This window comes from Blastococcus sp. TF02A-30, from assembly GCF_003319185.1.
Lineage (GTDB): Bacteria > Actinomycetota > Actinomycetes > Mycobacteriales > Geodermatophilaceae > Blastococcus.
The window spans coordinates 20,040-37,249 of the sequence record NZ_QOHJ01000004.1 but is presented as its reverse complement, the minus strand read 5'-3'; the positions used below and the strand labels follow the sequence as shown (position 1 = coordinate 37,249).

Sequence of the window (17,210 nt, the reverse complement as noted above, 5' to 3'; positions counted from 1 at the left end):
GTTCGGGGGTGGGGCGCGGTGGTGCGCTGATCGGGTGGCGCGGGCCGTGGTCAGGCCACGGTGACCTCGGGCGGCGGTGCGCCGGGCCGCAGGCGGAACGTGCCGGTGCGCTCCCCGGCCGTGACGCGGTACTCGCCGGCCCACCCGCGCACCTCCGCGCGGCCGTCGCCGTCGGTGCGCACCGGGGTGGGTGGCAGCCACCACTCCCCCTTGACCAGGCCGCGGAGGGCGTCGTACGCGGGCTTCGGGCTGCCGTCGGCGCGGACCAGCCCGGCCGGCGCGCCCAGCCAGGACCCGCGGTCGGTGATCCCCCAGTACGTCACGGCCTCGACCGACGGGTGCGCGAGCAGCGTCCGGTAGTGCCGCACGACGTCGTCGGCCTGCCGGGCCTCGCCCTCGGGGGTGGAGGGCCAGGAGTCCACCTGGTGGTCGTTGAGGTCCTCGATCTCCGGGGGCATCAGCTCCCCGGAGACGAGCGTCGTCTCGGTCCAGTGCAGCGGCAGGCCGTAGCGGGCGAAGCGCTCGAGCACCTCCTGGGTCCGCTCCTCGCCCCAGTAGCCCTGGTGCATGTGGCTCTGCAGCCCGATCGCGTCGAGCTGGATCCCGGCCTCGAGCACCCCCTCGATCAGGCACTCGTACGCCGTCGACAGGTTGAAGTCGTTGAGCACCAGCGTGGCGGCCGGGTTCGCGCGGCGCGCCTCCTCGAACGCGAGCCGCACGGTGGGGATCCGGCCGATCCGCCGGCAGAGCCGGGTGATCGCGTTCTGCTCGTCCTCGTTCGCGAAGACGGGCATGATCACGACCTCGTTGATCGCGTCCCACGTGTCGATCAGGCCCGCGAACGTGGTGACCTCGCGGCCGATCCGGGCCCGGACGGTCCGCTCGACGTCCTCGTCGGGAGACCGCCGCAGCCAGTCCGGCGCCAGGGTGTGCCAGACCAGCGGGTGGCCCTTGACCCGCACCCCGCGCTCCCGGAACCAGGCCGCGGTGGCGCGCAGCCGCTCGGTGTCGGGCTGCCCCTCCACCGCCTCGAAGCCGGCCCAGTAGAACGGCAGCGTGGCGGTGTTGAAGACGTCCAGCCACAGCTCCTCGAGCTGCCGCGCGGCCTCGGGGTCGGCGCCGCCGAAGACGTTCTCGCGGGCGCCGTCCTCCTCGCCGTTGGCCAGGCCGACGAAGTCGAACCCGATGTTGCCGAAGGCGACGTCGTGCCCCAGCTGCTCGACGAGCACGTCGGCGCCGGCGCACGGCGAGCCGTCGGGCGTGCGCACGGTGAGGGTCACCGCGGAACGGCGCAGGTCGTCGGCGGCAGTGGAGCAGGTCACAGCGAAAACGTTATCGACAACGTTTGACATCGACAAGCGCCCCCTGCCATCTTCACGACACGTGTCCCACGCCACAGGCGGCGTGCGGAGTGACGAAGGGGTCAGACATGCGGCGTCCGGGGCGAGCAGCTCTCTCGGTGATGTGCAGCAGCGCTGTCTTGCTGGGTGTGGCGGCATGTGGGGGTGACGACGGCGGTTCGGAAGCCGACGGCAACACCATCACGTGGTGGCACAACTCGAACAACGAGCCCGGCAGGGGCTACTACGAGCAGGTGGCCGCGGACTTCGAGGACGCCAACCCCGGCGTCGAGGTCGAGGTCGTGGCCATGGCCCACGAGGACATGGTCGACCGGCTGGAGGCCGCCTTCCAGAGCGGCGACCTGCCCGACGTCTACATGGAGCGCGGCGGCGGCGAGCTCGCCGACCACGTGGAGGCCGGCCTGGTCCGCGACCTCACCGAGGACGCCTCGGAGGAGATCGGCAAGATCGAGCCGGGCACGCTGGCCGGCTGGCAGGTCGAGGACCAGACCTACGCGCTGCCGTTCTCCGTCGGCGTCGTCGGGTTCTGGTACAACACCGAGCTCTTCGAGCAGGCCGGCATCACCACGCCGCCCACCACGATGGAGGAGCTGTACTCCACCGTCGAGACGCTCAAGGGCGCGGGCATCACGCCGATCTCGGTCGGCGCGGGCGACAAGTGGCCGGCGGCCCACTACTGGTACTACACCGCGCTGCGCGCCTGCTCCGAGGACGTGCTCACCGACGCGGTGACCAGCCTCGACTTCTCCGACCCGTGCTTCGTGCAGGCCGGCGAGGAGCTGCAGGCGCTCCTGGAGACCGAGCCGTTCAACCCCGGCTTCCTGACGACGCCCGCCCAGGAGGGCGCCACCTCCGCCTCGGGTCTGCTCGCCACCGGGCAGGTCGCGATGGAGCTGGCCGGCCACTGGGAGCCCGGCGTGATGCAGGGGCTCACCGAGGACGGCCAGGGCCTGGGCGAGCGGACCGGCTGGTTCCCCTTCCCCGCCATCGAGGGCGGCGAGGGCGACCCGGAGGCGCAGCTCGGTGGTGGTGACGCCTGGGCCGTGGCCGAGGGCGCTCCCGACGCCGCCGTGGACCTGGTGAAGTACCTGCTCTCCGACGAGGTGCAGACCGGCTTCGCGGAGAACGACATGGGCCTGCCGACCAACCCGGCCGCGATCGGGTCGGTGTCCGACCCGGCGCTCGCCCAGCTGCTCGAGGTCCGCGACGCCTCGCCGTTCATCCAGCTCTACTTCGACACCGCGTTCGGCGCGTCGGTCGGTGGCGCGATGAACGACGCGATCGCCCTGCTGCTGGCCGGCCAGGCCTCGCCGCAGGACGTCGTGGACGACACCCAAGAGGCAGCGGACCAGGAGAAGTGATCCGTCGATGACCTCCCCGGTGACCGCTGCGCCGGAGGCTACCGAGACCGGCGCAGCGGTCACCCGGCGCGCGGCAGCGCGCCGGGTGACCGGGCGCCCGGTCGGCGGCAAGCGCCGGCAGCGCCTCGAGATCCTGCTGTTCGTCACGCCGGCGCTGGCGCTGATGGCGGTCTTCGTCGTCTACCCGGTGTTCTCGGCCGCCCGGATGTCGCTCTACCGCTGGAAGGGCTTCGGCCCGATGGTGGACTTCATCGGGCTGGACAACTACGCCCGCGTGCTCGGCGACGACGTCTTCCGCGACGCCGTCGCGCACAACTTCATCATCGTCTTCGCGTCGATCCTCGTGCAGCTGCCGCTGGGCCTGGCGCTCGCGCTGCTGCTCAACCGCCGCCTCCGCGGGCGCGGCCTGCTGCGGACGATCATCTTCGTCCCCTACGTGCTCGCCGAGGTCATCGCGGGCGTCGTGTGGTTCCAGCTGCTGCAGCCGCGCACCGGCCTGCTCGAGACGATGATCTCCGCCGTCGGCCTGCCCGTGCCGGAGCAGGGTTTCCTGGGCACGCCCGAGCTCGCGCTGCCCACCGTCTTCGTCGTCCTCACCTGGAAGTACCTGGGCCTGGCGGTGCTGCTGTTCCTCGCCGGCCTGCAGGGCGTGCCGGACGAGCTCTACGAGGCCGCGCAGCTCGACGGCGCGTCGTGGTGGCAGATCCAGCGGAGCATCGCCATCCCGCTGCTGGCGCCGACCATCCGGACCTGGTGCTTCCTGTCGATGATCGGTTCGCTCCAGCTGTTCGACATGGTGTGGATCCTGACCGGCGGTGGCCCGGCGAACGCGACGACCACCATGGCGACGTACCTGATCAGCCAGGGCTCGCAGCGCAGCAACTACGGCATCGCCGGCGCCGCCTCCGTGCTGCTGTTCGTGATCGGTTTCGTGATGGCGCTGGCCTACCAGCTCCTGGTGCTGCGCCGCGACACCAAGGCCGAGGGGTGAACCGGGTGGCGACGGTGACGGCTGAGAAGGAGATCCCGGTGGCTCGACGGTCCAGGAGGTCCGGGGGCGCCGGCCCGTTCGTGTACCTGGCGGCGCTCGCGGTGGTGGCGGTGACGCTCGGCCCGGTGCTCTACGGCGCGCTCGGCGGGTTCCGCACCAACGAGCAGCTGGCCCGCGACCCCGCGGCGCTGCCCGACCCGTGGGTGCTGGGCAACTACACGCGGGTCGTCAGCAACCCCGACTTCTGGCGGTACGCGCTCAACTCGACGGTCATCGCCGTCCTGACGACGGTGATCGCGGTGCTGGCCGGGGTGATGGCCGCCTACCCGCTGGCGCGCTACCAGTTCAAGCTCCGGGAGCCGCTGTTCCTGGTGTTCGTGCTGGGGCTGCTCTTCCCTGCGGCCGTGGCGATCATCCCGCTGTTCATCCTGGTGACCCGCGACCTCGACCTGGGCAACACCTGGTGGGGCGTCGCGCTGCCGCAGGCGGCGTTCGCGCTGCCGACCACGGTGGTCATCCTGCGACCGTTCCTCATGGCGCTGCCCAAGGAGCTCGAGGAGGCGGCCCTGCTCGACGGCTCCTCCCGGGTGGGCATCTTCTGGCGGATCGCGCTGCCGCTGTCGATGCCGGGCCTGGTCACCGTCGGCGTCCTCGCCTTCGTGGCCTCGTGGAACGCCTACCTGCTCCCGCTGCTGCTCCTGCAGGGCGAGATGCGGACGCTGCCCCTCGGCGTGGCCGACTACTCGACGCAGTACTCGGCCGACACCGCGGGCGTGCTCGCCTTCACGACCATCGCGATGATCCCGGCGCTCATGCTGTTCCTCGCCATGCAGCGGCGGATCGTCAGCGGGCTCCAGGGAGCGGTGAAGGGCTGACCCCGGCGCCCGTCGAGGCGCGCGGTCGAGGGCCCGTGCGCCACGATGCGTCCAGGGCCCGGACGACGAGAGGTTGTTCATGACGCTCCACCCACCACGCGACGACGTCGACGAGGTCGCCCGCGCCCGCGCGGCTGCCCCGCTGGTGGTCCCGTCGCCGTCCCTCGGCGGTCGCGTGACCATGCAGCAGGTGGCCGCGGAGGCCGGCGTCTCCATCTCCACGGTGTCGAAGGTGCTCAACGGGCGGTACGGCGTGTCCGCGGAGACCGTCGACCACGTGACCCGGGTCGTGGACCGGCTCGGCTACGAGGCGAGCCTGGTCGCGCGCAGCCTGCGCAACCGGCGGACCAACGTCGTGGGCGTCCTGGTCATGGACTTCGAGCCGTTCAGCACCGAGGTGCTCAAGGGTGTCGCCGACGCCATCCACGGCTCGGGCTACGAGCTGATCGCCTACTCCGCGGGTGGGCACGAGGAGGCGCGCGTCGGCTGGGAGCGCCGCTCGCTCTCCCGCCTGATGGGCTCCCTCGTCGACGGCGCCGTCCTGGTGACGCCGACGGTGACCGACGTGCAGGCCGACGGCCCGGTGGTGGCCGTCGACCCGCACACCGGCCCCTCGGGGCTGCCGTCGGTGGCCGCGGACAACCTGCAGGGCGCGCGCCTGGGTGTCGAGCACCTGATCGGGCTGGGGCACACCCGGATCGGCATGATCACCGGCCGCTCCGACCTCGCGTCGGCCCAGCAGCGCGAGCAGGGCTACCGCGAGGCGCTGGCGGCCGCCGGTCTGCCGGTCGACGAGACCCTCGTGCGCTCCGGCGGGTTCGAGCCGGAGATCGCCGGCGAGGCGGCCCGCGAGCTGCTGTCGCTCCGCCGGCCCCCGACGGCGGTGTTCGCGGCGAACGACCTCTCCGCCCTGGCGACGCTCGAGGTGGCCCGCGACCTGGGCATCGCCGTGCCGGACCAGCTCTCGGTGGTCGGGTTCGACAACATCCCCGAGTCCGCGCTCGCCGACCCGCCGCTGACCACCGTGCAGCAGCCGATCCGGCGGATGGGCGAGGAGGCGACGGCCATGCTGCTGGCCCTCATCTCCGGCGAGGAGCTCGACGCCCCGCACCGCACCCTCGACACCTCCGTCGTCGAGCGGGCCTCGACGGCTCCCCCCGCGCCCGCGCGCTGACCGGCGGGTCGCCCGGGCCTCAGCCCGGCGGCCGCAGCGCGGTGCGGGCAGCCCCCACCAGCGCCGCGGCCACCCGGTCCAGCGGCTCGGACTCCAGCCGCCACTGCTGCCAGTGCAGCGCGACGTCGACGGCGCCGCCCGGGTCGAAGGGCGCGACGGCCCCGCCGGCCGTCGCCAGCTGCTGCTCGGGGAGCATGCCCCAGCCGAAGCCGAGGGCCACCGCGGCGCCGAAGTCGGCCGAGGCCGGCACGTAGTGCACCGGCACCTCCGCGGTCGAGGTCAGGTGCCGCCGCAGGTAGGCGTGCTGCAGGTCGTCACGCCGGTCGAAGACCACCACCGGCGCGCGGAGCAGCGCGCCGGCGTCGGGGCCGTCCGGGAACCAGCGCTCGGCGAAGGCCGGTGCGGCGCACGGCAGGTAGCGCATGGTGCCCAGCGGGGTGGCGCGGCAGCCGGCCACGGGTTCGGCGTCGGAGGTGACCGCACCCATGACGGTGCCTGCCCGCAGCAGCGCGCTGGTGTCGGCCTGGTCGGCGCTGTGCAGGTCCAGGAGGACGTCGCCGGCCAGCGGCGCGAGGGCGGGCAGCGCCCAGGTGGCCAGCGAGTCGGCGTTCACCGCGATCGGCACCACCGGGGCCGCAGCTCCGTCCGGGTCCAGCCGCCGGTCGGTGTCGGCGACGAGCAGCCCGACCTGGCGGGCCAGCCGCAGGACCGGCTCACCGGCCGGGGTCACCGTCGCCGGTCGCCCGCGGTGCACCAGCACCCGGCCGGCGGCGACCTCCAGCGCGCGCAGCCGCTGCGACACCGCCGACGGGGTCACGTGCAGCCGCCGGGCCGCCGCGTCCAGCGACCCCTCGTCCACGACGGCCACCAGGGTGCGCAGCTGGGCGAGGTCGACGTCCACGACAGCGATGCTAATGCCGCCGTAGAAGCATTAGCTGGCCTGCATGACCGGCGCCTCCTAGCGTCGGTGCACGTGACGACGGGACTCCTCGCAGCAGCGGCCGGCCTCGGGATGGGCCTGTCGCTCATCGTGGCCATCGGCGCCCAGAACGCCTTCGTGCTCCGGCAGGGCCTCCGGCTGGAGCACGTCGGCGTGGTCGTGGCGATCTGCGCGGCCTCCGACGCGGTGCTGATCGTCGCCGGGGTGGCCGGCAACTCCTGGCTCAGCGCCCGGCTGCCCGACGCCATCACCGCCATCCGGCTGGGCGGCGCCGCCTTCCTGCTCGGCTACGCGGTGCTGGCCGCGCGCCGGGCCCTGCGACCGGCGTCGATCGCCGTCGACGCCGCCGGCGCCCGCACCGCGCTGCTGGCCGCCGTCGCCGCGTGCCTGGCCCTGACCTGGCTCAACCCGCACGTCTACCTGGACACCGTGCTGCTGCTCGGCTCGGTCGCCGACAGCCACGGCGCCCACCGGTGGGAGTTCGCCGGCGGGGCCGTGCTGGGCAGCGTGCTGTGGTTCGCCGCCCTCGGCTACGGGGCGCGCCTGCTCCGGCCGCTGTTCGCCCGGCCGGCGGCGTGGCGGGTGCTCGACGCGCTGATCGCCGTCGTCATGGCGCTGCTGGGGCTGGGCCTGCTCAGCAGCGTCCTGTGACGGCTCAGAGGCCGACGAGCTCCTCCAGCGTCCCGACCTCGCCGCGGGTGAGCTTGCGGATGGTGCCCGAGCGCATCGCCCGCAGCTCGATGGGGCCCACGGCGGTGCGGGTCAGGCGGGAGACCGGCAGCCCGACGTGGGCCAGCAGCCGGCGCACGATGTGCTTGCGCCCCTCGTGCAGCACCACCTCGACCACCGACTGGCCGGCGTGGGTGTCGACCACCTTGAACGAGTCCACCTTCACCGGGCCGTCCTCCAGCTCGACCCCCGCGCGGAGCCGGCGGTGCAGGTCGCGCGGGATGGAGCCGGACACCTGCGCCAGGTAGGTCTTGCGCACCCCGTAGGAGGGGTGGGCCAGCCGGTGGGCCAGCTCGCCGTCGTTGGTGACCAGCAGCAGGCCCTCGGTGTCCTGGTCCAGCCGGCCGACGTGCACCAGCCCGGGCGCGAGGTCGCCGATCATGTCGCCCACGGTGGGACGGGCCCGGTCGTCGCTCATCGCGGTGATGACGCCCGGGGGCTTGTTGATCGCGTAGGTGACCCGGTCGTCGCGGATCTCCAGCCGGACGCCGTCGACGGCGATCTTGTCCCGGGTCGGGTCGACCCGCATGCCCTGCACCTGCACCTGCTGGCCGTTCACCGCGATCCGGCCGGCGTCGATCATGTCCTCGACGACGCGCCGGGACGCGACACCGGCCCGCGCCAGGACCTTCTGCAGCCGCTCCCCCTCGCGCTCCCCGCCGGCCTCGGCCGGGGGCCGGTCCCCGGGGTGCTCGGGAGCGAGCTCCATGTCCTCGGACCAGCCCTCGCCGGCCGCGGTCCTGCTCTCGTCGTTCGGGGTCGCGTCGCTCATCGCCATCAAGTCTCCCACCCGCGCCTGTGGACGACGCCCCCGCGTGCGGCCGGCGGCAGCCAGGATCGTCCGGTGCCCTCCGACGACCCGTTCGCGCCGGACACGTGGGCACTGGCCGCAGCGCTCGTCGTGTCCGGGGTCCTCTTCTGGTGGCTCACGCCCGCCCTCGCCGACGAGGAGTACCGGCTCGCCCGGTGGCGGCTCGGCCAGTGGTGGCTGCGCGAGGAGTGGGCCCGCGGACGACGGCTGGTGGCGCTCGTGCTGGGGCGCGTGTCGGCGGCCGCGCTGATCGGCGTCGGCCTGGCGCTGCCGTTCCTGTTCCGCTGACCCGGGGAGCGCCGTCAGGCGTCGGGGTGCTCGTCGAGCACGGTCGCGGTCTCGGGCAGCAGCGGGGCGAGCTCGGGCAGCTCGTCCAGGCCGGTGAGGCCCAGGCGCTCGAGGAACAGCGGCGTCGTCGCGTAGAGCCCGCCGCCGGTGTCGGGGTCGTTCCCCACCTCGTGCACCAGGCCGCGGGTGATGAGGGTGCGCATGACGCCGTCGACACCCACCCCGCGGATGGCCGACACCCGGGCACGGGTGACCGGCTGCCGGTAGGCGATGACCGCGAGCGTCTCCAGCGCGGCCTGGGTGAGCCGGCTGCGCTGCCCGTCCACCAGGTACCGCTCGACGACGGCGGCGTGCTCGTCGCTGGTGTAGAGCCGCCACCCCTCCCCCACGCGGCGCAGCTGGATGCCGGCCGACCGCGCGGCGTAGCCCTCGGCCAGCTCGGCCAGGCCGGTGCGGACCTGCGCGACGTCGCAGCGCAGCGCGCCGGCCAGGGTCGGCTCGTCGACCGGGTCGTCCATGACGAACAGCAGCGCCTCCAGGCCGCCGCGCAGCTCCACCGGGTCGAGCAGCTCCAGCGGCTCCTCGACCGCCGGCTCCGGCTCCGGCTCGGGCTCCGGCTCGGGCACCGCCGGGACGTCGGGGTCCTCGACCGGGACCGGCGGGACCTCGTCCTCCTCGACCGGCCGCTCCGCCACCCGCGAGGCCAGCTCGGCGGCGACCGCGTCCCACGTGGCGGGGTCGGCCTCGCCCCGGCTCTCGGCCTCCTCCCGGGTGGCCGCGAGCTCCGCGGCCAGCGCGTCCCAGGAGAAGGGGGCGGGCTCGGGGCGCGCGCTGCCGGGCTCCTGCGGGTCGCTCACCGGTACTCCTCGTCGATCGATCCGTCGGCCGCGTCCTCGTCGGCCACGTCCCCATCAGCCACGTCCCCATCAGCCACGACGCCGTCGACGTCGACCGGGGCCGCGGGCAGCGTGCCGCCGGTCCACCGCACGTGCAGCTCGCCGAGCGGGGTCAGCTGCTCGAACACCACCCGCTGCTGCCGGTAGAGCTCCAGCAGCGCCAGGAAGCGGGCCACCACCTCGAGGGTGTGCTCGCAGTCGGCGGTCAGCGAGCGGAAGGTGACCGTGCCGGAGCGGACCAGGTGGTTGCGGACCACGAGCAGCTGCTCGCTGACGCTGACCGGGGGCGCGTGCAGGTGCGAGACGCTCACCGTCTGCGGCGCCTTGGGCGCCAGGGCACGGGCGGCCAGCGCGGCGAACTGCTGCGGGGTGAGGTCGAGCAGCACCTCGGGCACCAGGTCGGCGAACCGGGGCTCGGGGCCGGCCTCCCGCGGGAACCGCTTCGCCGCCTCGGTCTCGCGTTCCCGCAGGAAGGCCGCGGCCTGCTTGTAGGCCTTGTACTGGAGCAGCCGGGCGAAGAGCAGGTCGCGGGCCTCGAGCAGCTCCAGGTCCTCCTCGTCGTCGACGTCGGCGGCCGGCAGCAGGCGGGCGGCCTTGAGGTCGAGCAGCGTGGAGGCCACGACGAGGAACTCGCTGGCCTGATCGAGGTCGAGCTCGTCGCCGAGGGCGCGCAGGTGGGCGATGAACTCGTCGGTGACCTTCGACAGCGCGATCTCGGTGACGTCGAGCTTGTGCTTGCCGATCAGCTGCAGGAGCAGGTCGAACGGGCCCTCGAAGTTGGTCAGCCGGACGGTGAAACGCGCCGGAGCGGCCCCGTCGGCCCGGTCGGCCGTCGGAACCGCTCCGTCGCTGTCGCTCACGGACGCCGAGCGTATTCGGGTCAGCCCTTCAGCCGGCGCACCAGCACCGACTCCTCGCCGCGCTCGTCGAGGTCGGCCAGCAGCACCGAGATCGCCTCGCGGACGATCCGTCCGCGGTCGGCGGCCACGCCGTGCTGCCCGCGCAGGGTCAGCCGGGCGGTCTCCAGCGCGAGCAGCTCGTCGGCCGAGATGTAGACGGTGATCTTCTCGTCGTGCTTGGTCCGCTCCCGGCCACGCGCGGGACGGCCGCGCGTCGGCACGTGCGGCTGCAGCACCGGCGCGGGCGCCGGGGCCGACCGGAAGGCGGACAGGTCGTCGTCACCGGCGGCCGCCGCGCCACCGGGCACCAGGGTGAGCGACTGGGCCGGCGTCGGCTCGGGCTCGGCCGGACGGCGCGCGGCGGACCCGCGCAGCGCCGGCGAGCTGGTGGTGCTGCCCAGGTTGGGCAGCTCGGTGACCTCGGGGACCGAGGCGGTGGCGTCGGTGCGGCGGAACAGCTCCGACGCACCGGGGAGCACGGGCCGGCGCGTCATGCCGACACCTCCTCGCTGGCGCTCGTCGGCAGCATGACTCGAGTCGCTGCGTCCATGTGTGCCCTCGAACGCTCGGTCACAGTGCCAGCACCTCCTTGGCGAGGTCGCGGTAGGCGGCGGCACCCGAGGACGTCGGGGCCCAGGTGGTGATCGGCTGGCCGGCGACGGTGGTCTCGGGGAAGCGGACGGTGCGCTGGATGACGGTCTGGAACACCGTGTCGCCGAAGGCCTCGACCACCCGGCTGAACACCTCGCGGCAGTGCACCGTGCGCGAGTCGTACATCGTGGCGAGGATCCCGGAGATCTCCAGCTGCGGGTTCAGCCGCTCCTTGACCTTGTCGATCGTGTCGACGAGGAGGGCGACGCCGCGCAGCGAGAAGAACTCGCACTCCAGCGGGATCATCACGCCCTGCGCCGCGGTCAGGGCGTTGACCGTGAGCAGGCCCAGCGAGGGCTGGCAGTCGATGAGGATGTAGTCGTACTCGTCCCGGACGTCGGCCAGCACCCGGAGCAGGGTCTGCTCGCGGGCCACCTCGCTGACCAGCTGCACCTCGGCGGCGGACAGGTCGATGTTGCTGGGGACCAGGTCCAGGCCGGGGATGTCGGTCGGCACCCGGACGTCGCGCAGCGTGGTGCGCCGCTCCATGAGGGCGTTGTAGATGGTCCGGTCCATGTTCTGCGCCGGCACGCCCAGACCCACCGAGAGCGCGCCCTGGGGGTCGAGGTCGATGAGCAGCACCTTGCGGCCGAACTCCACCAGCGCGGCACCCAGGTTGATGGTCGACGTCGTCTTGCCGACGCCACCCTTCTGGTTGCACATCGCGATGACGCGGGCCGGACCGTGCTCGGTCAGCGGCTTGGGGTCCGGGAGCTTGCGCTGCCGCGCCCGCGCGGGGTCCAGCCGCGAGGCGGCGGCACCCATCTCCTCGGAGTCGCGCGGGCGCGCGACGGCAGGGGCCGCGTCCGCTCGGATCGCCATGGGTCTGTTGCCTCCACCGTGAGCCCGATCCGGGGGTGCCGGGTGCGGTCAGCCGTCCTGCCCGCTCGGGTGCACCGACCGTATGGAGGTGGTGGCGGATCCCGAAGGAGGCACGCCGGGCGTCATGTCGACATGGCGACCTCTGCCAACTCCTGTGACTGCTCCAGCCGAACAGCAGCGCAGATGTGCCAAGACGCGCTGCGGCGAGCTGTCAGGTCAATGCCCTCGGGTGGCTGCTCGCGTACACCTCGCGCAGCCGGTCGACGGTGACCAGCGTGTACACCTGCGTCGTCGTCACCGAGGCGTGACCGAGCAGCTCCTGCACCACGCGCACGTCGGCCCCGCCGTCGAGCAGGTGGGTGGCGAAGGAGTGCCGCAGCGTGTGCGGGGAGAGGTCCGCGGCGATCCCGGCGCGCTCGGCAGCCGACCGCAGGATCGCCCACGCGCTCTGCCGGGAGAGCGGCCCGCCGCGGACGTTGAGGAACAGCGCCCCGCCGCGCACCCCGCCCTTCCCCGCGGAGGCCAGGGCGGGCCGCGCGCGCACCAGGTACTCCTCGACGGCGCGCAGCGCGTAGCTGCCCACCGGGACGATCCGCTCCTTGCCGCCCTTGCCCGCCAGGCGCACCGCCGCCTGACCGCGGTCCAGGTCGTCGACGGCCAGGCCCACGGCCTCCGAGATGCGCGCGCCGGTGCCGTAGAGCAGCTCGAGCAGCGCCCGGTCGCGCAGCCCGCGCGGGCCCTCCACCGAGCCGGCCGCCTCGATGAGCGCCACGACCTGCTCCACCGGCACCGCCTTGGGCAGCCGGCGGGCCGGCGTCGGCGGCCGCACCTCGTGCGCCACGTCGTCGGGCACCAGGCCGTCGAGCAGCGCGAACCGGTGCAGGCCGCGCACCGCGACGACGGCGCGCGCGGCCGAGGAGGCCGACAACGGCGGGTGCTCGTCGTCCCCCTGCCGCAGGGCGGCGAGGAAGCCGGCGACGTCGGACTCCGTGATCTCCCGCAGCCCGGACACCCCGGCCGCCGCCAGGTGGTCGGTGTAGCGGCGCAGGTCGCGCCGGTAGCTGGCGATGGTGTTGGCGGCCAGGCCACGCTCGACCGCGAGGTGGTCGAGGTAGCCGGTGACCACCCGCTCCAGCGCGGGGGCGGCGGGGGGCGCGGTGCTCGGGGCGGCGGTCAGACCAGCACCTCCTCCAGCGGGACGGCGGTCATCCCGTGCGCCTCGGCGACCTCGGGCAGCACCACCTGCCCGGCGACCACGTTCACGCCGTGCGCCAGCGCCCGGTCGCTGCGCACCGCGGCGCCGGTGCCCTCGTTGGCCAGGGCCATGACGTAGGGCAGCGTCACGTTGGTCAGCGCGTGGGTCGAGGTGTTGGGCACCGCGCCGGGCATGTTGGCCACGCAGTAGAAGACCGACTCGTGCACCCGGAACGTCGGGTCGTCGTGGGTGGTGGGGCGGGTGTCCTCGAAGCAGCCGCCCTGGTCGACGGCGATGTCGACCAGCACCGACCCCGGCTTCATCCGCGACACCAGCTCGTTGCTGATCAGCGTGGGCGCCTTGGCCCCCGGGACCAGCACCGCGCCGATGACCAGGTCGGCGTCGAGCACCGCCCGCTCCACCTCGTAGGCGCTGGAGGCCACCGTCTGCAGGTGCCCCTGGTAGATGCGGTCGGCGGCGCGCAGCTTGTCGATGTCGCGGTCCAGGACGACGACCTCGGCCTGCATCCCCAGGGCGATCGCCGCCGCGTTCATGCCCGACACCCCGGCCCCGATGACCACCACCTTCGCCGCGTACACGCCGGACACCCCGCCCAGCAGGACGCCGCGGCCACCGTGCGCCCGCTCGAGCGCGTGCGCCCCGACCTGGGGGGCCATGCGGCCCGCGACCTCGGACATCGGGGCCAGCAGCGGGAGGGCGCCGCCGGGGCTCTGCACGGTCTCGTAGGCGATGGCGGTGGTGCCGGAGGCGACCAGCGCGTCGGTGCACGCCTTCGAGGCGGCCAGGTGCAGGTAGGTGAACAGGGTCTGGCCGGCCCGGAGGCGGTCGTACTCCTCGGCCACCGGCTCCTTCACCTTCAGCAGCAGGTCGGCGTCGGCCCACACGTCGTCGGCGTCGGAGAGCAGCCGGGCACCGGCGGCGGTGAAGTCCGCGTCGGGGATGGAGGACCCCTCCCCCGCGCCCCGCTCGACCAGCACCTCGTGGCCCGCGCGGGTCAGCTCGGTCACCCCGGCCGGGGTGAGCGCGACCCGGTACTCGCGGTTCTTGATCTCCTTGGGCACTCCGACCCGCATGTCCGACTCCTGGTCTGGCGGCTCGTCCCCGAGGGTGACGGGGCTCCCCACCGTGTCAGGGGCGTGCCCGGTCGGGGCCGCCCTCGGGCCGGAGTGTAGGCAGGGTCACCGTCGGGGGCCCGGTACCGCACCGGCGTCGCCGCGCTCGACCTGCCGCCCGGGCGTGCCCGCCCGACGATGTCCAGATGCGCCCGTACGCCCAGCACCCCGTCCTCCGCACCCGCCAGCTGGCCGCCGATCTGGGCATGCTGGCCTGGGTGGTGCTGTGGGTGGTCGTCGCCCGCGCCGTCCACGGCGCCGTCCTCGTGCTGGCCGAGCCCGGGCGCGCGGTGGAGGACCTCGGGCGGTCGCTGAGCGACCAGATGTCCTCGGCCTCCGGCGTCGCCGAGGACGTGCCGCTGGTCGGTGACGAGCTGGCCGTGCCCTTCGACGCCCTGGGCGAGGCCGGGGGCGCGGTCGGCGGTGCCGGTCAGACGACCCAGGACGCCGTCACGACCCTGGCCTTCTGGCTCGCCGTCGTCCTGGTCGTGCTGCCGGTGGGCTGGCTGCTGCTGCGCTGGCTGCCGTGGCGGCTGGCCTGGGCGCGGGAGGCCGGCGCCGCCCGGCGGCTGCTCACCGGCGCGCCGGACGTGGAGCTCCTCGCCGCCCGGGCGGTCGCCACGGCGCCGCTCCCCCAGCTGGCCGCGCTGCCGCCGGGGACGGGGGCCGGCTGGCGAGCCGGGGACCCCGAGGCGGTGCGGGCCCTGGCCGGCCTGGAGCTGCGCCGGCTGGGCCTGCGGCCGGCCCCGGAGGAGCCGGTCAGCCCGACGTGAGGCTCAGGTCGCGTCGACGTCCCGCAGCCGGGGCGCGGTGGCGCGGACCTGCGCCGCGGCCAGCACACCGACCACCGCCGACACGTTGCGGATCCGCCCGTCGAAGACCTGCTGGACGGCGTCGGCGAGCGGCAGCCGCTCGACGGTCATGTCCAGCTCCTCGTGCTCGACGGTGAAGCCCTCCGGGCGGTCGACGTCGGTGAGCCCCTCCGCGAGGTAGACCAGCACCTGCTCGTCGCAGAACCCGGGCGAGCTGTAGTGGGTGGTCAGCAGCGACCAGCGGTCGGCGGCCAGCCGGACCTCCTCGGCCAGCTCCCGCTTCGCGGTCTCCACCGGCGGCTCGCCGTCGGCGTCGCGCAGGCCGGCGGGCAGCTCCCACAGGTAGTCACCGACCGGGTGCCGGTACTGGCGGAGCAGCACCACGAACCCGTCGTCGTCGAGCGCGACGACGGCGACCGCGCCGGGGTGGTGGACCACCTCGCGGACGCTGTCACCGCCGCCGGGCATCGCGACGGTGTCCTTGTCCAGGCGGATGACCCGGCCCTCGTACACCGTCTCGGTGGCGAGGACGCGGTAGTCGTGCGGGGCCGGGTCGTCGGCCACCGTCAGATACCGACCTTCTCGGCCTCGTCGAACTCCACCGGGAGCCGCGCGGACTCCTGGTAGTCGACGGCGGCCTGCACGAACGCCGCGAACAGCGGGTGCGGGCGGGTCGGCCGGCTCTTCAGCTCCGGGTGCGCCTGGGTGCCCACGTAGAAGGGGTGCGCGTCCTTCGGGAGCTCGGCGAACTCGACGAGCAGGCCGTCGGGCGAGGTGCCCGAGAACACCAGGCCCGCCCCGGACAGCCGGTCGCGGTAGGCGTTGGCCACCTCGTACCGGTGCCGGTGCCGCTCGGTGATCTCGGTGGAGCCGTAGGCCGCGGCGGCGACGGAGCCGTGCTGCAGCGTGGCCGGGTAGCTGCCCAGCCGCATCGTGCCGCCCATGTCCCGCGCGCCGGAGACGACGTCGACCTGGCTGGCCATGGTCGCGATGACCGCGTCGGGGGTCTCGGGGTCGAACTCCGCGGAGTTGGCCTGCTCCAGGCCGGCGACGTTGCGGGCGTACTCGATCACCATGCACTGCAGGCCCAGGCACAGCCCGAGCGTCGGGATGCCGTTGGTGCGGGTGTAGCGCAGCGCGCCGAGCTTGCCCTCGATGCCGCGCACGCCGAAGCCGCCGGGGATGCAGACGGCGTCGACGCCGGCCAGCGCCTTCTCCGCGCCCTCCGGGGTCTCGCAGTCGTCCGACGGCACCCAGCGGATCTGCACCCGGCTGCGGTGCGCGAAGCCGCCGGCGCGCAGGGCCTCGGTCACCGACAGGTAGGCGTCGGGCAGGTCGATGTACTTGCCGACGAGCGCCACGGTCACCGTCTGCTTGGGGGCGTGGACCCGGTCGAGCAGGTCGCCCCAGACGGTCCAGTCGACGTCGCGGAACGGCAGGCCGAGCCGGCGCACCACGTAGGCGTCCAGGCCCTCCCGGTGCAGCACCTTCGGGATGTCGTAGATCGACGGCGCGTCGGCGCAGGAGATGACGCCCTCGGCGTCGACGTCGCACATCAGGCTGATCTTGCGCTTGAGCCCGGCCGGGATCTCCCGGTCGGAACGGCAGACCACCGCGTCGGGCTGGATGCCGATGCTGCGCAGGGCGGCGACCGAGTGCTGGGTCGGCTTGGTCTTCAGCTCGCCCGACGGCGCGATGTAGGGCACCAGCGAGATGTGCAGGAAGAAGCAGTTGTCGCGGCCGATCTCGTGCCGGACCTGGCGGGCGGCCTCGAGGAAGGGCAGCGACTCGATGTCGCCGACCGTGCCGCCGATCTCGGTGATGACGACGTCGACCCGCTCCGCGGCCTCCGCGCCGGCGAGGATCCGGGCCTTGATCTCGTTGGTGATGTGCGGGATGACCTGCACGGTGTCACCGAGGTACTCGCCGCGGCGCTCCTTGGCGATCACGTCCGAGTAGACCTGCCCGGTGGTGACGTTGGCCCGGCCGGAGAGGTCGATGTCGAGGAAGCGCTCGTAGTGACCGACGTCCAGGTCGGTCTCCGCGCCGTCCTCGGTGACGAACACCTCGCCGTGCTGGAACGGGTTCATCGTCCCGGGGTCGACGTTGAGGTAGGGGTCCAGCTTCTGCATCGTGACGCGCAGGCCACGGCTGGACAGCAGGGCGCCGAGCGAACTGGCGGTCAGCCCCTTGCCGAGAGAGGACACAACGCCGCCCGTGACGAAGACGAACTTCGTCGGCTGCGAGTTGTGCAGAAGGCCACGTGACAAGA

18 protein-coding genes are annotated in these 17,210 nt (G+C 73.8%); 7 read left to right on the top strand and 11 right to left on the bottom strand.

Features of this window, described 5'->3' with window-relative positions; genetic code table 11:
- Positions 1-50 precede the first annotated feature (50 nt).
- On the bottom strand, positions 51-1,322 hold the full coding sequence (locus DQ241_RS09785) for an endo-1,4-beta-xylanase (protein ID WP_199584318.1): 1,272 nt from the start codon (positions 1,320-1,322) through the stop codon (positions 51-53).
- 167 nt (positions 1,323-1,489) lie between these two features.
- Between DQ241_RS09785 and DQ241_RS09780 the strand changes: the two genes are divergently transcribed.
- The 4 genes from DQ241_RS09780 to DQ241_RS09765 all read left to right on the top strand — a co-directional run bounded on the left by DQ241_RS09780 (position 1,490) and on the right by DQ241_RS09765 (position 5,762).
- The gene (locus DQ241_RS09780; protein ID WP_199584315.1) at positions 1,490-2,722 is read left to right on the top strand and encodes an extracellular solute-binding protein; all 1,233 of its coding nucleotides are present in this window, start codon (positions 1,490-1,492) and stop codon (positions 2,720-2,722) included.
- A 7-nt stretch (positions 2,723-2,729) separates the two neighbouring features.
- Positions 2,730-3,713, top strand: a complete 984-nt coding sequence (locus tag DQ241_RS09775) for a carbohydrate ABC transporter permease (protein WP_113830017.1) — start codon at positions 2,730-2,732, stop codon at positions 3,711-3,713.
- A 38-nt stretch (positions 3,714-3,751) separates the two neighbouring features.
- Complete coding sequence (locus DQ241_RS09770) at positions 3,752-4,588, top strand: carbohydrate ABC transporter permease (protein ID WP_199584307.1); 837 nt, start codon at positions 3,752-3,754, stop codon at positions 4,586-4,588.
- A 79-nt stretch (positions 4,589-4,667) separates the two neighbouring features.
- A complete protein-coding gene (locus DQ241_RS09765; RefSeq protein ID WP_113830015.1) occupies positions 4,668-5,762 on the top strand; it encodes a LacI family DNA-binding transcriptional regulator in 1,095 nt (364 codons plus the stop codon).
- A gap of 19 nt (positions 5,763-5,781) precedes the next feature.
- Here the strand turns inward: DQ241_RS09765 and DQ241_RS09760 are convergent, their stop codons facing one another.
- Positions 5,782-6,663: a LysR family transcriptional regulator ArgP gene (locus DQ241_RS09760; RefSeq protein ID WP_113830014.1), complete on the bottom strand. Its 882-nt coding sequence runs from the start codon at positions 6,661-6,663 to the stop codon at positions 5,782-5,784.
- Positions 6,664-6,735: 72 nt separating this feature from the next.
- Between DQ241_RS09760 and DQ241_RS09755 the strand changes: the two genes are divergently transcribed.
- Positions 6,736-7,353, top strand: a complete 618-nt coding sequence (locus DQ241_RS09755) for a LysE/ArgO family amino acid transporter (RefSeq protein WP_113830351.1) — start codon at positions 6,736-6,738, stop codon at positions 7,351-7,353.
- 4 nt (positions 7,354-7,357) lie between these two features.
- On the opposite strand, the gene DQ241_RS09750 is transcribed toward DQ241_RS09755, so the two are convergent.
- Complete coding sequence (locus tag DQ241_RS09750) at positions 7,358-8,203, bottom strand: pseudouridine synthase (protein WP_113830350.1); 846 nt, start codon at positions 8,201-8,203, stop codon at positions 7,358-7,360.
- A 72-nt stretch (positions 8,204-8,275) separates the two neighbouring features.
- Between DQ241_RS09750 and DQ241_RS09745 the strand changes: the two genes are divergently transcribed.
- Entirely contained in the window at positions 8,276-8,530 is a 255-nt protein-coding gene (locus DQ241_RS09745; RefSeq protein WP_113830013.1) for a hypothetical protein, read from the top strand.
- A 14-nt stretch (positions 8,531-8,544) separates the two neighbouring features.
- Here the strand turns inward: DQ241_RS09745 and scpB are convergent, their stop codons facing one another.
- The 6 genes from scpB to ald all read right to left on the bottom strand — a co-directional run bounded on the left by scpB (position 8,545) and on the right by ald (position 14,087).
- Entirely contained in the window at positions 8,545-9,387 is an 843-nt protein-coding gene (scpB, locus tag DQ241_RS09740) for an SMC-Scp complex subunit ScpB (RefSeq protein WP_113830012.1), read from the bottom strand.
- Positions 9,384-10,286 (bottom strand): ScpA family protein, encoded by a 903-nt coding sequence (locus DQ241_RS09735; protein ID WP_199584303.1) that lies wholly within the window; start codon positions 10,284-10,286, stop codon positions 9,384-9,386. The genes scpB and DQ241_RS09735 overlap by 4 nt, the downstream gene beginning before the upstream one ends.
- Before the next feature lie 20 nt (positions 10,287-10,306).
- Positions 10,307-10,819, bottom strand: a complete 513-nt coding sequence (locus DQ241_RS09730; protein ID WP_113830010.1) for a hypothetical protein — start codon at positions 10,817-10,819, stop codon at positions 10,307-10,309.
- Positions 10,820-10,895: 76 nt separating this feature from the next.
- Positions 10,896-11,741 (bottom strand): AAA family ATPase, encoded by an 846-nt coding sequence (locus DQ241_RS09725; RefSeq protein WP_199584426.1) that lies wholly within the window; start codon positions 11,739-11,741, stop codon positions 10,896-10,898.
- A 268-nt stretch (positions 11,742-12,009) separates the two neighbouring features.
- Positions 12,010-12,924: a site-specific tyrosine recombinase XerD gene (gene xerD / locus DQ241_RS09720; RefSeq protein WP_113830008.1), complete on the bottom strand. Its 915-nt coding sequence runs from the start codon at positions 12,922-12,924 to the stop codon at positions 12,010-12,012.
- A 47-nt stretch (positions 12,925-12,971) separates the two neighbouring features.
- Positions 12,972-14,087, bottom strand: coding sequence for an alanine dehydrogenase (gene ald / locus DQ241_RS09715; protein WP_113830007.1), 1,116 nt, complete (start codon positions 14,085-14,087; stop codon positions 12,972-12,974).
- A 185-nt stretch (positions 14,088-14,272) separates the two neighbouring features.
- Here ald and DQ241_RS09710 point away from each other — a divergent pair, with 185 nt between their 5' ends.
- Positions 14,273-14,899 carry a hypothetical protein gene (locus DQ241_RS09710; protein ID WP_113830006.1) on the top strand — a complete coding sequence of 209 codons (627 nt, stop codon included), beginning with the start codon at positions 14,273-14,275 and terminating at the stop codon, positions 14,897-14,899.
- 3 nt (positions 14,900-14,902) lie between these two features.
- Here the strand turns inward: DQ241_RS09710 and DQ241_RS09705 are convergent, their stop codons facing one another.
- Both DQ241_RS09705 and DQ241_RS09700 read right to left on the bottom strand, forming a co-directional pair.
- The gene (locus DQ241_RS09705; protein WP_113830005.1) at positions 14,903-15,502 is read right to left on the bottom strand and encodes an NUDIX hydrolase; all 600 of its coding nucleotides are present in this window, start codon (positions 15,500-15,502) and stop codon (positions 14,903-14,905) included.
- A gap of 2 nt (positions 15,503-15,504) precedes the next feature.
- Positions 15,505-17,208, bottom strand: coding sequence for a CTP synthase (locus tag DQ241_RS09700; RefSeq protein WP_255410985.1), 1,704 nt, complete (start codon positions 17,206-17,208; stop codon positions 15,505-15,507).
- Positions 17,209-17,210: the final 2 nt, after the last annotated feature.